At 41.5% G+C, this 16,275-nt stretch carries 13 protein-coding genes; 6 read left to right on the top strand and 7 right to left on the bottom strand.

Annotated features, from left to right (window positions below):
• The first annotated feature begins 724 nt into the window (after positions 1–724).
• The 4 genes from DBR32_RS15075 to DBR32_RS15090 all read left to right on the top strand — a co-directional run bounded on the left by DBR32_RS15075 (position 725) and on the right by DBR32_RS15090 (position 8,271).
• Entirely contained in the window at positions 725–2,359 is a 1,635-nt protein-coding gene (locus DBR32_RS15075) for a T9SS type A sorting domain-containing protein (protein WP_158606018.1), read from the top strand.
• A gap of 351 nt (positions 2,360–2,710) precedes the next feature.
• Positions 2,711–4,360 carry a T9SS type A sorting domain-containing protein gene (locus DBR32_RS15080; RefSeq protein ID WP_158606019.1) on the top strand — a complete coding sequence of 550 codons (1,650 nt, stop codon included), beginning with the start codon at positions 2,711–2,713 and terminating at the stop codon, positions 4,358–4,360.
• Between the two features lie 282 nt (positions 4,361–4,642).
• The gene (locus DBR32_RS15085) at positions 4,643–6,205 is read left to right on the top strand and encodes a T9SS type A sorting domain-containing protein (protein ID WP_158606020.1); all 1,563 of its coding nucleotides are present in this window, start codon (positions 4,643–4,645) and stop codon (positions 6,203–6,205) included.
• Between the two features lie 398 nt (positions 6,206–6,603).
• Positions 6,604–8,271 (top strand): T9SS type A sorting domain-containing protein, encoded by a 1,668-nt coding sequence (locus tag DBR32_RS15090; protein ID WP_124637274.1) that lies wholly within the window; start codon positions 6,604–6,606, stop codon positions 8,269–8,271.
• 322 nt (positions 8,272–8,593) lie between these two features.
• Here DBR32_RS15090 and DBR32_RS15095 read toward each other — a convergent pair whose 3' ends face one another.
• The 7 genes from DBR32_RS15095 to DBR32_RS15125 all read right to left on the bottom strand — a co-directional run bounded on the left by DBR32_RS15095 (position 8,594) and on the right by DBR32_RS15125 (position 14,513).
• Positions 8,594–9,901 carry a T9SS type A sorting domain-containing protein gene (locus tag DBR32_RS15095; protein ID WP_124637276.1) on the bottom strand — a complete coding sequence of 436 codons (1,308 nt, stop codon included), beginning with the start codon at positions 9,899–9,901 and terminating at the stop codon, positions 8,594–8,596.
• 225 nt (positions 9,902–10,126) lie between these two features.
• Positions 10,127–10,843: an RluA family pseudouridine synthase gene (locus DBR32_RS15100; RefSeq protein ID WP_124637277.1), complete on the bottom strand. Its 717-nt coding sequence runs from the start codon at positions 10,841–10,843 to the stop codon at positions 10,127–10,129.
• Between the two features lie 6 nt (positions 10,844–10,849).
• A complete protein-coding gene (ybeY, locus tag DBR32_RS15105) occupies positions 10,850–11,287 on the bottom strand; it encodes an rRNA maturation RNase YbeY (protein ID WP_124637279.1) in 438 nt (145 codons plus the stop codon).
• Between the two features lie 3 nt (positions 11,288–11,290).
• Positions 11,291–11,512 (bottom strand): hypothetical protein, encoded by a 222-nt coding sequence (locus DBR32_RS15110; protein ID WP_124637281.1) that lies wholly within the window; start codon positions 11,510–11,512, stop codon positions 11,291–11,293.
• Between the two features lie 88 nt (positions 11,513–11,600).
• On the bottom strand, positions 11,601–12,440 hold the full coding sequence (gene tsf / locus DBR32_RS15115) for a translation elongation factor Ts (RefSeq protein ID WP_124637283.1): 840 nt from the start codon (positions 12,438–12,440) through the stop codon (positions 11,601–11,603).
• Between the two features lie 129 nt (positions 12,441–12,569).
• The gene (locus tag DBR32_RS15120) at positions 12,570–13,754 is read right to left on the bottom strand and encodes an aspartate aminotransferase family protein (RefSeq protein WP_124637285.1); all 1,185 of its coding nucleotides are present in this window, start codon (positions 13,752–13,754) and stop codon (positions 12,570–12,572) included.
• A gap of 27 nt (positions 13,755–13,781) precedes the next feature.
• Positions 13,782–14,513, bottom strand: coding sequence for a sugar phosphate nucleotidyltransferase (locus DBR32_RS15125; RefSeq protein WP_124637287.1), 732 nt, complete (start codon positions 14,511–14,513; stop codon positions 13,782–13,784).
• 167 nt (positions 14,514–14,680) lie between these two features.
• On the opposite strand from DBR32_RS15125, the gene DBR32_RS15130 reads away from it, so the two are divergent.
• Both DBR32_RS15130 and DBR32_RS15135 read left to right on the top strand, forming a co-directional pair.
• Positions 14,681–15,385, top strand: coding sequence for a rhomboid family intramembrane serine protease (locus DBR32_RS15130; protein ID WP_124637288.1), 705 nt, complete (start codon positions 14,681–14,683; stop codon positions 15,383–15,385).
• A gap of 24 nt (positions 15,386–15,409) precedes the next feature.
• Positions 15,410–16,270 carry a rhomboid family intramembrane serine protease gene (locus DBR32_RS15135; protein WP_124637290.1) on the top strand — a complete coding sequence of 287 codons (861 nt, stop codon included), beginning with the start codon at positions 15,410–15,412 and terminating at the stop codon, positions 16,268–16,270.
• Positions 16,271–16,275 lie beyond the last annotated feature (5 nt).

Below are 16,275 nucleotides of genomic sequence, written 5' to 3' on the forward strand. Positions count from 1 at the left end.
GTAGCCGCCATATTTATTTTAAAGAGCATCCCTAACAGAGATGCTCTTTTTTTTGCTTTATACCTATACCTCAAAATACCAATAGCTCAACCAGAAACCAAGCTATACAAACACATACCATAGAATAGGGTTAGTGAGCTTTTACTGATTACAGATCCTATTATCTTCCCCACATTCTTTCTTCAAAGTATGGTTTTAATGCCTTGTCTAAGGCAATGATACATGTTCGTTTACCCTCATTGATATATCCCCGATTACCATAAATTTTTTTTGCTTCCTTTTTTAGCCGGCAACAGAAGACCTTTCTTGGCTTTGGATGGGCAATAAATGCGCTTGTGCTTTCCGAACAGAGCAAAACGGAATGAGCAATCCTCTTTATCATTTATTTTAGCTCCCCCTTGTCCTCGGGATGACGAAGAAAATGAATGTTTTCATTTTATATCAACCGACTAACCCCTTACTAGTTTTTTTGTTCCGCAGCAAAAGTTGCCAAAATGGACAAAGGTAATTTTGGTTTCAAAAAGCAGATCGTCATATTATTTTTTTATAAAGTGCAAAATAATTAATTCCACTTGTTGTGTAATTAAAATATTATATTGTATATTCGGTAAGTTGTTGATTTATAGTCTATTTGTACGAATAACAATTCATTTTTTCTAAAATTTAAAAAATGGATTATTTTTTAACATGATTTCTAACCCCTTAAATATATAGTATGTATCGTATGAAAAAAGGTCTACTTCAAACAGTTTTTCTGTTAGGAACATTAAGTACAATTACGCCTTCTACCGCGCAGAACAGTTCTGTAATGCCGGAAACCGCTTTGCCAGGCTTTGCGGGCCCCGTCATTCGGCCACAAAATGCGAGTAGCAGTACCCTGCAGCAGGTTATCATGCCATCGGGTGCAACCGAGAATTTGTATATCCATAGTTGGGATGTGTTTTCGTCACCAACTAACAATGGTATTGCCTGGCGGAGAACCAATGCAGGAGGTGGCTTAATCAATGAAAATTTTGTCCCGGTTAAGTATGCCAATGACATTGATGCCGTCCTTTATAAGGATGGTGCCGATTATTATGTCTTGGCCGCTTATTACTATGATGATGGCAATCCAGGCGCGAAAGGGCACTATTATGACATCTATCGGTTTGAACCGGGTGGTTTGGTTGCAGTGAGTACTATGAACCTGCTTACTTTATCACCAACCTTCGGCAGAATTAATGTAGATGCTACGGTTTATGGTTTGGCCATTACCTGGTGTGTGCCTGGTGTGGGTATTTACGCCAAAGCTGCTGCCTTATCTGGTGCTGCTTTTGGACCAAATGTGTTAATGCCCGGTACCGCCGCTAGAGTAGATCCTGATATCTGTATCCGCAGAGGTGCGGGCGGAAGCGGAAGTGGTTTAGATCTGCAAATGGTATTTTTAGATAATACATTAACTGCTTTACGAGAGTATCGTGTACCTTTCTTTAATGTTTTATCAGGATCGTCTTCCGGGTTTACCGCAGAATACACAACAAGCACGCCATCTGCCAATAGAATAAGTCCTCCGAGGATTGATTGTCCTGATATATGGAGTGGTGGTCAGAAATGGGCTATCAGTATGGGGATTAATAATGTATCCGGAACTACGGTTACAGAGTGGATCTATGCGGTGGTTAAGAATGACGATTGGGGTGGAGTAGGAAGCTTTCCATCAACGGTAAATCTTAGTTATCTTTCCTATACGACGGGATCAGCACAAGCGAATAATCCTGTAGTTGCTTATAATAACCAAAGTAACCGTATTACAGTAGGATGGATGACGAAACAAAATACAACCGTTATCCCGGGTACTAACGACGTGAAATATGTGGCTGTGGATGTTAAGGACAATGGAACTTCTGCTCCTGCAGTGATTCCGGGATCATATAATATGATTTCCAATACTATTGGTGCCTTTACTCCGGTACTCGCTTTCTCCGGTCAGAATTTAAACAGCAATTTTAACGGTTTATACACAGCATTCTCCCAATATAATACGGTGTTTGGTAATTATAGCATGATGTATAAACACAGACCATGGCCTTTAAGTACATTTAAAGGAGTAGCGGATTTAAACAAAGGGGACCATAGCCCGTTTGTGGTGAGTCCCAATCCTTTTGTAAATACCTTATCCTTTACATCACCGGCACAGGGCGATTACAAAATCAATCTGATGAGCATGGAAGGAAGATTAGTATATGAATATCAATGTACCTTAACTGAAGGTGAACTGTATCAGTTAAACATACCTGATATTGCTTCCGGTACTTATGTGCTGAACGTATCTTCCCGCGAAAATAATCTTAATTATACCCAGAAAATGGTTAAGAAATAGCCTATTTCAAAGGTTTTGTGCAACAGCCTAACATATTGGCTGTATTAAAAGAGCATCTCTAACAAGAGATGCTCTTTTTTTAAACCTGATATTCATCATTTACTTGGGATGGACAAAGCTAGATAAATGTCCTTAAGCGCCCTGAAACAGAGGTTATTCCAGTGTGTTTAAGGGGTATTATTAGGCCATTCTATTTGCGTTTTGTGTATCCTGTTTACTATTTTGCCTGTATAATAGTTTACTTTTTTTGACATAGGGCGTTTCTTCATTCTATTATTTATCTTGTTAGGGATAAAAATGTATCCTAAATGGATACTATACTTAACAACAAAAAATAAAAACCACCGTTTTATGTCCAAAAAGTTATTTAATGCCCTTTTCCTTCTGGGAAGTCTGGGAACAATCGCCCCGTCTGTGGCGCAAAACAGTTCCGTTATGCCAGAATACATGTTACCCACTGTCGCAGGACCCGTTATGCGGCCTCAAAATGCGAGTAGCAGCACAATGCAAAAGATTGTCGGGGCGTCTGGTGCGACAGAGAACCTGTACATCCACAGTTGGGATGTATACTCTTCGGCTGACTATAATGGTATTGCCTGGCGCAGAACAGATGACAACGGCAACCTGATTAATGAAGACTTTATTAATGTAAAATATGCCACCGATATCGATGCCGTAATCTACGAAGATGGCGGAGCTTATTATGTATTGGCCGCTTATTATTATAACGATGGTGATCCAAATACAAAAGGACACTATTATGATATCTATAAATTTGATGCCAGCGGTTTATTACCCGCATCCACCATGAACCCCCTTTCTTCTTCCGCTACCTTCGGAAGGATTAATGTAGATGCGACTTCATATGGCTTAGCCATTACCTGGTGTGTACCCGGTGTAGGGATTTATACCAAAGTAGCTTCCTTATCCGGCGCGGCTTTCGGACCGGATGTATTAATGCCGGGTACGGCCACTATGCTGGATCCGGATGTTTGTATCCGCAGAGGCGGTGGCGGAAGCGGAACCGGCCTGGATCTGCAGATTGTGTTTCTGGAAAATACCTTAACGGTTGTACGCGAGTATCGGGCACCTTTCTTTAATGTATTGGCGGGCTCTTCTGCCGGATTTACAGAAGAATATGTCGCATTCAGCCCGGGGCCTAAGTACTTTCCACCACGGATCGATTGTCCGGATAAATGGGCGGGCGGCCAGCGATGGGCTGTTGCGATGGCGGCAAATAGCGTTTCCGGGACCAATATTACAGAGTGGGTTTATGCTGTGGTGAAAAATGAAGACTGGCCCGGAGTATATCCAAGCTGGACGAGCCCAACAACCGTAAATGTATCTTATGTGAATTATACATCACCTATGTGGCCTGAACCCTGCGATCCCGTTATTGCTTACAACACGGATGTAGACAAGGTTACGGTTGGTTGGATGAGCCAGCAAAATACATCGGTCATACCGGGTACGAATGATAAAAAATACCTGGCTATGGATGTTAAAGATGACGGGACTGCCGCACCGGCACCGATTCCGGGATCATACAATATGATTTCTAATGTTCCCGGTGGTAACGAGGCCGTTTTGGCTTTTTCCGGTCAGAATGAGAATAGTTATTTTGATGGGCTTTATATTGCTTTTGCACATTTTCATCCGTCATTTCCTAATTACAGTATGTATTATAAGAGCAGGCCATGGTCTTTAAGTACGTTCAAAGGGATAGTAGATCTGCCTACCGATAAAAATAAAGGAATGCAATTTACGATCAGCCCGAATCCATTTGAGCACACTTTATCTTTCCAGGCACCTGCGAAGGGCAATTATACAATAAGCCTGATGGGAATAGGGGGTAGCGTCGTATATGAGCAAAAATGCATTTTGAATGAAGCACAGACCTATCAGTTCAATACACCGGAAATAGCTTCCGGCACCTATGTGATGAAGGTCTCTTCTCCCGAAAATAATATCGACTATACCCAAAAACTGGTTAAAAAATAAGCATGATGGCAACAGGTTTTCTTATTGGAAATATCATGTTTCTGTAAAAACTAAATTATTAATTATACTTATTGTGTAATTAAAATATTATATTGTATATTCGATAAGTTGTTGATTTATAGTCTGTTTGCACGAATTGCAATTCATTTTTTCTAAAATTTAAAAATGGATTATTTCTTAACATAATTTCTAACCCCTTAAATATATAGTATGTATCGTATGAAAAAAGGTCTACTTCAAGCAGCTTTTCTGCTAGGAACGTTAAGTTCAATTACCCCATCTATGGCACAGAACCCAGCTTCCATGCCAGAAAATCCATTACCCGGTTTCGCAGGCCCTGTTGTGCGTCCGCAAAACGCCAGTAGCAGTACCCTGCAACAGGTTACGATGCCATCCGGTGCAACCGAAAATTTGTACATTCATAGTTGGGATGTATTTTCTTCCTATGACAACAATGGCATTGCCTGGCGCAGAACAGATGCGGGCGGCAGTCTGATCAATGAAGACTACATTGTTGTTAAATATGCTACAGATATTGATGCCGTTATCTATCAGGATGGCGCTGACTATTATGTACTGGCCGCTTATTATTATAATGACGGCGACCCGAGCACAAGAGGACATTATTATGATATCTATCGGTTTGAACCGGGTGGTTTGATTCCGGTGAGCACCCTGAACCTGCTTACCTTATCACCTACCTTCGGAAGAATCAATGTGGATGCGACCGTTTATGGCTTAGCTATTACTTGGTGTGTACCTGGTGTAGGGATTTATGCCAAAGTAGCTTCTTTATCCGGCGCGGCTTTCGGACCGGATGTATTAATGCCGGGTACAGGCAATATGGTTGATCCCGATATTTGTATCCGCAGAGGGTACGGTGGAAGTAATACAGGATTGGATCTGCAAATGGCGGTCCTAGATAATTCTTTAACCGTTGTACGCGAATACCGTGTACCGTTCTTTAACGTATTGGCTGGTTCTGCTGCTGGTTTTACAGCAGAATATGCGGCTTTTGCAGTGAATGGTAAATATGCACCGCCACGAATCGATTGTCCGGATATTTGGGGCAATGGTCAGAAATGGGCTATATCTTTATCTGCTTCCGCCATTTCCGGTACATCAGTTACCGAATGGATTTATGCAGTAGTTCAGAATGATGCCTGGAGTGCTACACCGACAACCGTAAGCGTTAATTTTGCCTCCTATACAACGCCATCATGGCCAGAGCCCAATGATCCTGTAGTTGCCTATAATGATCATTCTGATCGTATTACGATTGGCTGGATGACGAAACAAAATACGTCAGTCATCCCAGGCACCAACGACATAAAGTACGTGGCTATGGATGTTGACGATAATAGTTTTTCCACACCGGCTACTATTCCGGGATCATTCAATATGATTTCCAATACCTTGGGCAGCCATGAACCGGTACTGGCCTTTTCCGGGCAAAATCTGAACAGCAGTTTTGATGGTTTATATACAGCATTCTCTCAATTTAATACTGTAATGCCTAATTACAGTATGATGTATAAAAGCAGACCTTGGCCACTCAGTACCTTTAAAGGTGTAGTAGATTTAAACAAAGGGGAAAACAACCAGTTGGTGGTGAGTCCAAATCCTTTTGTCAATACTTTATCCTTTAAGGCAACCGTTAAAGGTGATTATAAGATTACTTTGATGAGCCTGGACGGAAAGGTAGTATATGAACAACCTTGTATACTGAGTGAAGGACAAATTTATTCCTTCAATACGCCTGAATTGGCTGCCGGAAATTATGTGATGAATATCTCTTCCCGTGAAAATGGGATTAACTATAGCCAGAAACTGGTTAAGAAATAAACACACTCCTTTAATTAGTTTTGTGTTATTCAGGAAAAATCTGGACACAAGTAACATATACTAATTGAACCGAAAAGCGGATCAGCTATATTAAAGAGCATCTCTAACAAGGGATGCTCTTTTTTACTTCATAGTTCCGACTAAGCGCTCTTAATTGAAAATGAGTCTGTACAGGACTTCATAACTACCTTGAAATTGATGGTATTACCTAAGGTATTTAGGACTTATCAGGATCGACTCTAAATTGTATTTTGTGTAACCATATTATTATTTTGTCTGCATTAGATTTTACTTTTTTTAAGATAGTGCATTTCGCAATTCTATATTTATCTTGTTAGGGATAAAAATGTATCCTATATGGATACAATCCTTAACAAAAAATAAAAACCACCAGTTTTATGTCCAAAAAATTACTTCAGACAAGCCTCCTGTTAGGAAGCCTGTGCGCGACAGCCATACCTGCTATGGCACAAAATGCATCTATTATGCCGGATATTCAGCTACCGGCAGTACCCGGGCCAGTGATGCGCCCCGATAATGCGAGCAGCAGTACCATACAATTAGTAAACGGTGTATCCGGACAGGAGAATCTATTCATTCATAGCTGGGACGGACCCACTACTTCGGTGAATGGTAACCCTGAATTTCATAGCGGTATTGCCTGGCGCAGATCAGACCTGGGCGGTAATACGATCAATGAAGATTTTATCTACCTGAAATACGCCTCTGATATTGATGCGGTCATCTATGAAGATGGCGGTGAGTATTATGTACTTGCAGCCTATTATTTTGATGAGTATGATCCTGCTACAAAAGGGCATTACTATGATATCTACCGCTTTGATGGCAGCGGCCTGACGCCGGTATCTATCCACAACCTGCTTACCTTATCTCCCACTTTCGGTAGGATTAATGTAGATGCAACTACTTCCGGTCTGGCCATAACCTGGTGTGTACCGGGAACCGGTATTTATGCGAAGTCCGGCGAGTTGTCCGGTGCTAACTTTGGCCCCAATGTATTATTGCCTAATACCGGCAATATGGTCGATCCGGATGTCTGTATCCGCAGAGGAGACGGTGGTAGCGGCACCGGGCTGGATTTGCAAATAGCCTATTTAACGAATACCTTAAACGTGATGTATGAATATCGCGTGCCTTTTTATGATGTGTTTGGAGGTGCTACCACAGGACTTACCGCAGAATATGTAGCCGGTACGGTTGGTACTAACCAATATGCGCCACCAAGAATCGATTGTCCGGACAAATGGGGCGGTAAGCAGAGATGGGCCATTGCATTGGGCATCAGTAATTATGACCACACAACTAACATGACTACGGAATGGGTCTATGCTGTCGTGAAAAATGAAGACTGGCCAGGAGTAGCGCCCACCTGGACCTATCCGACAATTATCGACCTGAGCTATGTAACTTATGGTCCCGGCTGGGCATTTCCTACCAGTCCTGTGATCGCCTATAACAGAAATCAGGATGGGCTTACCGTAGGTTGGATTACAAAGCAAAATACAGCGGTCATCCCGGGTACTACACAATCAAAATATGTAGCAGTAGACGTGTCTGATGATGGAACTGCGATGCCTGCTGTGGTTCCTGGATCGTATAATATGATATCCAACGCACCTTGCGATGTTATGCCGGTGCTGGCCTTTTCCGGGCAAGACCTCAATAGCGATTACGATGGTCTGCACATCGCCTTTAGCGAATATGTTCCATACCCACCTTTCTATAATATAAAATACAAAGACCGGAAATGGGGCTTAAGTACTTTTAAAGGAGTGGTGGATGTACAAGCCAACAAGAATGTAAATATATCGGTGGCCCCGAATCCTTTCAACAATGCTTTATCCTTCAATGCACCGGCCAAGGGTGATTATAAAATCACACTGATCGGAATAGACGGAAGGGTCGTGTATGAGCATCAATGTATGATGGATCAAGGACAAGCTTACCAAATCAATACACCTGAACTGGCTTCTGGTACCTATGTGATTAATGTCTCTTCAAGAGATAATAAGCTTAACTATACCCAAAAAATGGTTAAGAAATAAGTAGATTCCTTTAAACAGATTTTGTTGTGTTGCGCAAAAGCTAATTGCGGCATGTTTACAGATCTTGATTTAAGTATAAAAGTAAAGAGCATCTCCTCAGGAGATGCTCTTTACTTTTATTTATACCCATGAACAATCAAATGATAAAACAAGGTTCCCTACAAACCCTAAAATGGGATATACGTGCAGAATATGAGGTGTTAATCGTTTCGTCTTAATTGTGGCGCAGGGTCTGCTTGTAATAAGGAGTAGCATTGAAGGTATAAAAAAAAGTCCCTCCAAAAGGAGAGACTTGCTATACTATTTATTATTAACACTGAAATTATTGAATCACTAATTTTTGCGTATTTCTGAAACCTTCTCCAGAAATGTTGATCATATAAAGACCGGCACTCAGGTTATTCAGGCTTAACGGAATTTGTTGGAAACCGCTACGCAGATTTTTGGTAGCCTGGTATACCGTACGACCATTGATGTCTGTAATGAAGATTTGTGTATTATTCAAGTTTTGTTTTGCATCAATCAAAAGGTTAGTGTTGCCACCTTGTGCTGGGTTTGGTGCTAAAACGATTGTGCTTACATAAGCATTTTCTACTGTTTTGATAGAAACCGGTTGTGTATATACTTTACGTTTTTTCAAAGCCACTAATCCCGGATTGGTTGTTGCACCACCAGAGTTATGCGCGGTGAAAACCAATTGCCATACATCACCATTGGTTACTTTTACAAAATAAGTAACGGAATCATTCATCGCAATACCACCAGGGCCGGAAGCTTTCCATGCTCTGCCGATAGAATTGTTTACCGTATCAAAAGCATAGGTAGAATAAGTCAGGTTATTAAACTGGCTGGCTACAGTATCTACTCTTGCTACTTTTAATTTTTCATTATTGATTACACCAAATACTTTGTATTGTGCATTGGCCAAAACAACGTTTTCATCATTGTAGTTAGAGAACATGAAATCCCAGGCATTAGCCAAAGGCTCTCTATCCAAGAATGTAGCGGTAGTCAGGTTGTAATAACCAAAGTTTTTACCGTTAGAGCCTGTCGTTACATTATATGTTTTGGTAATAGCATTCGTACCGTCAATTTTGGCCACTTTAAACACATATACCGGTGCTGTTGCTGCCGGAGTAGTTTGTTTTTGGCTTACAAATACCTGGAACGTATCCGTACCGGTAATTAAACCAAACACAACACGACCTTCTAACCAGTGTGTAGAAGAATTGTAGGTAGCCCATCCGTAAGCAGCTGCACTTGTTTGATTAAAGGCACCATTTTCCCATGTTTTGTTAGAATTATACAAAGACATCGGATGCGCAACAACTGAATCGTTTAAAGCAGCCGTCAGGTTCGTACCAAATTTTGTCGTATCTGTAGCAATAACATAAAGTCTTACCCCTTTGTCGGCACTGTTTGAAATGATGCTCGGGCTAAATCTGTTGGTTGAAAATCCAATATGCCAGTTATCGGAAGCGGCAGTACCTGCACTACCATTGGCAAGGCTATAGTAAACGTTTTTTGCATAATTAGCCTCGGTCGTAATAGTGTCATGAATCCAAGTCTGTGCTTGTGATGCTGTAGACAACGCAAGCGCTGCAATAGCTAAAGAGTATTTAAGTCTCATAAATAAATATTTGATGGCAAAAGTAAAACTGAAAACCCAAAGTATCTATTTGTGTAAAGCTTTATGACTGAAAAATGACACTAGGCTTGATTCTTCAAGGTATTGATCTGTAATGATTTAAACCTTAGCTCTGCACTATGTGCTGACTATAAAAGAGTAGGGGTATGCTTGACCAAGCATACCCCTACTGTCTAATATCTTATTTGTATCGTGCAGCAGCCTACCTTAAGTGCTCCATTTGTTGAGCTGTTTTATGGCTGCATTCATGTCTTTGGGCAGTGGTGCTTCAATATTGACTTCCTTACCTTCCATATCCACAAATTTTAATTGTGCGGCATGTAGTGCCAGGCGATTAAGGATTGCTTTTTCTTCGCCCAATTCATCCGAATTTTTAAAGTTCTTTTTTAAAGAGGAGACATACAATCCTTTACCATTACTGTAAATAGGATCGGCGACTACAGGATGCCCCAGGTGTTGTAAGTGTACCCTGATCTGATGGGTACGGCCTGTATGAATCTGCAAACGCAGCAGGGTATAGCCATTCCATTCCTGCAGGGTTGCGTAATCGGTATGTGCCGGTTTTCCTCTTTTATGCACCATCATGGTACCGCGCTTCGCCATATTTTCAGTGATGGCTAACTCTATGCTGCCCGAAGGTTTGATCAGCCGGCCATTAACCAAGGCGATATAATATTTCTCAATCTCCCTTCCCTGAAATAAAAGGGATAAATATTTATGCCTTTCTTCATTTTTGGCAAAACAAATAATGCCGCTGGTATCTCTGTCCAAACGGTGCACCGGGATGATGGTTTCATACTTGGCTTTTGCTAACCGGTACAGGTTAGGGATTTCCGCATTAAAACGATCGGGGATACTTAAAAGACCGGTGGGTTTGTTGTAAGCAATGATGTTGTCGTCTTCGTATATAATTTCTAACTTCATGAAGGGCTATTTTTCTTGAAAATATGCGTTCAAACAAAGATCTTCCTGGCGGCGCATTTCCTGTGCTTCCGCTGGTTTCTTATCTTTAAAACCACATAAATGTAATATACCGTGAAATAATACACGGTGTAATTCTTTTTGATAGGACACCCCGAATTGCTGCGCATTGTCTGCTACGCGGTCCACACTGATATAAATCTCTGATTGCAACTCATCCTCCTGTTCCGATAAGTCGAAGGTAATGATGTCGGTGAGGGTATCATGATTCAGGAAGGCAATATTCTTTTCCAGCAGGCCTTCATCGGTACAGAAAATATAATTAATCTCAACCTTTTTCAGATCAAGATGAACGTCAATAACCTGCTCCTTAATGAAAGTATTGAGGCGTCTTTTGTGTTGTAAACGGGCTTTTACCCCTTCTTCTTCAAAATATCTGATCGCCATGGCTTATATACTTTTTTGAACAATCGCTCTGTACAGCCGGAACAGTCCGTATATGATCAGCACAACCGCCAAACCATAAGTGAAGGTTTGACCAAAAGTGATAAAGCCGTATTTTTCGGCCAGCACCATGCCGACAGCGACTAAAATATATAAGATACCCATAACGATGTCCCGAACTTTCTTCAGGTTTTGGGTGGGGTTTTTTCTTGGATTGGAATGATTCATTGCAAAAATTATTGATGCAAAAATAAGTAATTAAAAATCCCGATTGGACACCAATCGGGATTTTTAATTATTGAGGTAATAATTTTTATTAACCTAAAGCAACGCGTTGGAAAGATTTAGCGATCAGACCTTTTTCAACACTGTCTAAGTATTGAGCGATCGTAACACCGTTATCTTTTACAAATGGTTGATTGATCAATGTATTTTCTTTAAAGAATTTGTTCAATTTACCTTGTGCGATTTTCTCCGCCATATCAGCTGGTTTACCTTCTGCAACGATTTGTTCGATAGCCAAAGCTTTCTCACGTTCGATAACAGCAGGAGCGATATTAGACTCGTCAACAGCCAATGGATTCATTGCTGCGATTTGCATCGCTACATCACGACCGGCAGCAGCGATGGCATCAGTTTTAGCTTTGTTCAAGCTTACCAATACACCAATGCGGTAGTTACCGTGAATGTATGGAACCACACAATCATCTGTAATTTGCTCGTAACGGATTACATCGATTTTTTCACCGATTTTAGCTACCATTTCCAATAATTTGTCTGCAATCGTAGCATCACCCATTTTCAATGCTTTCAAAGCATCAACATCAGCAGGTTTATTGGCTAAAGCGATTGTCGCTACTTCGTTAGAGAAGTCGATAAATTCTTGGTTTTTAGATACGAAATCTGTCTCAGCAGAAACCTGTAATACGATACCATAAGTACCTTCAGGGTTTGCCATAGCAATAGCTACACCTTCTTTCGCATCGCGATCACTACGGTTAGCAGCTACTTTTTGACCTTTTAAACGTAAGTAATCGATTGCTTTTTCGAAATCGCCACCGCTTTCGGTCAACGCTTTACGACAGTCCATCATACCCGCGCCAGTTGCTTGGCGTAATTTGTTTACATCAGCAGCAGAAATGCTTACAGTGCTCATTTTGTTAAATTTATTAAGATGATTGATATTTGTATTTTCCCTAATGTTTACACACGAGGTCGCAAAATTACAAATTATTTTCTGTAAAACCAATTTAGGCCTATTGGGCCGCGCATATTTAGCAAAAGCTTAATTTATACTGTCCAGTACATTTTTAAGGCGGGTACAGGCTTCAGTGATCTGTGCTGCTGTAATGGTTAGCGGTGGCACAATGCGAATACAATCAGAAGCAAAGAGGAACCAATCGGTAAACAGACCATTGGCCAGGCAACCTTTGATGACTTGTTGCACCATATCAAAATCGGCAAATTGTACCGCCATCATGAGCCCTTTACTATTAACGCCCAGAATTTTAGGATGTACCAGCTGTTGTAAAAATAATTGTTCTTTTTCCAACACATGCTCGACCATCTGCTCTTCGAGCAGGGCTTCCAACGCAGCTTTGCCCGCAGCACAACTCACCGGATGGCCGCCAAAAGTGGTGATATGCCCTAATATCGGGTTATGGCTTAAGGATTGCATGATCTCATGGCTGCTGATAAAGGCACCCAAAGGCATCCCACCGCCTAAAGCTTTTCCTAATAAGAGTACATCAGGAACGATTCCGTATTGTTCAAAACCCCAAAGACTACCGGTACGGCCAAAACCAACCTGTATTTCATCAAGGATCAATAAAGTTCCGGTCTCATCGCATTTTTTGCGCAAGGCCTTCATCCATGCCGGATCGGGGGCCAATACGCCTCCTTCTGCCTGTACCGTTTCCAGAATAATACAAGCCGTATCGCTTGTGATCGCTTCCAGACTTTCCATACGATTATGCCAGATATGCCTGATCTGCGGGAGCAGGGGGCGATAAGCATTGCGAAAATATTCATCGCCCAAAAGGCTGAGTGCACCTTGCGTAGAGCCGTGATAGCTATGATGGCACGCGATAATTTCGCTGCGGCCGGTATATCTTTTGGCCAGTTTCATGGCGCCTTCTACGGCTTCGGCTCCAGAGTTGGTAAAGTAGACGCAATCGAGGCTCTGGGGTAAATTTTGTGCCAGCAGGTGTGCATATTGTACCTGGGGCGACTGAATCACCTCGCCATAAACCATAACATGCAGGTATTGGTCTGCCTGCGCTTTAATCGCGGCTACGACTTTCGGGTGCCGGTGACCTACATTACACACACTAATGCCTCCGATCAGGTCTATATATTCTTTACCGGTATCATCGTATAAATAAACGCCCTCTGCCTTGGTAATGGGCAATGCCATTGGTTCGGGTGAAGTAGGGGCTACGTGTTGTTGAAATAACTGTCTTTGATTCATGAAATCTGCTGCGGTATAATAAAGGTACTAAAGGTTAAAAAGGGTTGCAGCCAATTCCAGGCTTTCGGGTTTGCCCACATCCAGCAAGGCATCTCCGGTATGGTCCCAGGCGATGATCGACTCATTGCAACACTGGGAAAGGTATACATCTACCAAAGAAAATTTACCCTGTTGGGTTATCTTATGCAGAAAAGATTGCTGCATGAGTTGGATTCCGCTAAATGCATAATCCTCAAAGGGCTGGTTTACAGGGCAGGGGAGTTTTTGCTCTTCTGTACTGGCATTGCGCCATCCGCAGAGCTGTTTATGCTTGTGTTCTTCCTTGAATAAAAAGTAGCGGGATGAGGGCCTTTTCTGCACTGCGAGGGTGACCATTGCTTTGGAGACTTCATGTTGTTGCCGCATTTTATCCAGGTTAAAATCGGAGAGGATATCAACATTCAGGACCAGAATGTCTTTTTCTTCTATAAAAAAGGGAATAGCTTTTTTCAAGCCGCCACCCGTCTCCAGAACTTCATTGGTTTCATCAGATATTTGCACCCGGCTGCCAAAACCGTTATGATCGGAAAGGGTCTGCCGGATCTGGTCGGCATGATGATGTACATTGACAACAACGTCATAAATACCGAAGCGCTGAAGGTTCAGGATATTCAGTTCCAGCAAACTTTTGCCGTTTACAGGTGCCAGTGCTTTGGGATGTTGGTCGGTAAAAGGTTTAAGGCGTGTGCCCAAACCTGCGGATAGGATAAATGCTTTCATATGGACCTTAAGTATAGAACTATGGTAAGACTCATCAACAAAAGTAGGATAAAAATAATTGTGTATTTAAATTGAAACACGCATTTGTGTTCCTGGTTTTTCTGACTTATTTAACAGATGCCCGAAACTTCATTTAATTGCTTAATTTTGAGCGATTATTTTACGATATGATACAACAAATAAGACCGGCCGGGAGTTTTCAGGTATTACCGCCTGTAATCAAGAACCTGATCATCATCAATGTATTACTTTTTCTGACAAAAATTTCTTTAGAAAAATTTAATATTGATCTGGATTATATTCTGGGTTTGTTTTATTGGAAATCACCCTACTTCCGGTTTTGGCAGCCACTGACGCATATCTTTATGCATGGCAACTTCACCCATTTACTGTTCAATATGTTCGGCTTATGGATGATGGGGAATACCGTCGAGAACTATCTGGGTACGAAAAAATTTCTTTTACTTTATTTTATCAGCGGTTTTGGGGCTGCGTTGTGCCAATTAATGGTCTATCATTTCCAGTTTTCGGAAGTATTGGCTATGATGAAGCTGTATCCGGAACAGTTTACTAATCTGATTTATCAACCCAATTTTATATTGAACACACCCATGATAGGGGCCTCTGGAGCGGTATTTGGCGTTTTGTTTGCCTTTGGGTATATGTTCCCTAATGCCATAGTGAATTTCTATTTTGCGATTCCGATCCGGGCTAAATATTTTGTAGCCCTGTATGCTTTGGCGGAATTGTTTTTTGGAATCCGGAATTCGGCTGGGGATAATGTGGCGCATTTTGCGCATTTGGGGGGTATGGTTTTTGCCTTCTTTATTCTGGCATTTTGGAAAAGTAAAGGGAAATTGTTTTTAAGATAGGTTTTATTACTACATTAAATTATTATGGATTATTCTAAGAGCAGCAGAAAAACGATCTTATCGGATTATGAACACAATCCTTTGATTCGATTGGTCTTTGCCTGTGGCGCAGGGTACATTATGTTACACCTCGCCAAGATTGTTATTTTTATGTGGGGTCAGGTGCCTGTTATGGAAAGTACCCAGTTCTTTTATGATAAGATACTGGTCCATTTCGGCATACAACCTTTGGAAGGCATGCTGCGCCGGCCATGGACTATTCTGACCTATATGTTTACCGGTTTGGGTTTCTTCAAACTCTTTACCAGTATGGTTTGGCTGGTCGTATTTGGTAATGTCATTCAAAACCTGATCGGCAAAAGTGAAGTGGTTCCTTTATTCTTTTTTAGTAATATTTTGGGTGGACTGGCTTTTATCCTGTTACAAACTGCCTTTCCCCTGACCGGTCAGGCAAGCCTTTTTGTGGGGGCGGATGCCGGTATCTTTGGTTTTGCCATCGGTGCCCTGACTTTAGCGCCTAAATATAAATTGTACTTTACCCAGAATCTTGCCATACCTTTATGGATACTGGTAGTGATATACCTCGTGATGAACGTAGTGGTGCTGTCCGGTACGCAGAATTACCCTTTGATTGGTTTGTTGGTTACAGGCGCTTTATCCGGATTTGTATTTATTAAACTGGTGCAGTCGGGTATGAGAATAGGGGTATGGAGCAATGCCTTTTTTAAGCGGATTACCGGCAGTTTTATGCCCGCAAAAAAAGGTGTTTTGGAGGATAAAGAGGTGATCCATCATGATATTGATGCGATCCTGGACAAAATAAATGACCGTGGCCTGAGATCGCTCACCAAGTCGGAAAGAGATTTTTTACAACAACATAAATAAAACGG

The organism is Taibaiella sp. KBW10, assembly GCF_003852495.1.
Lineage (GTDB): Bacteria > Bacteroidota > Bacteroidia > Chitinophagales > Chitinophagaceae > Edaphocola.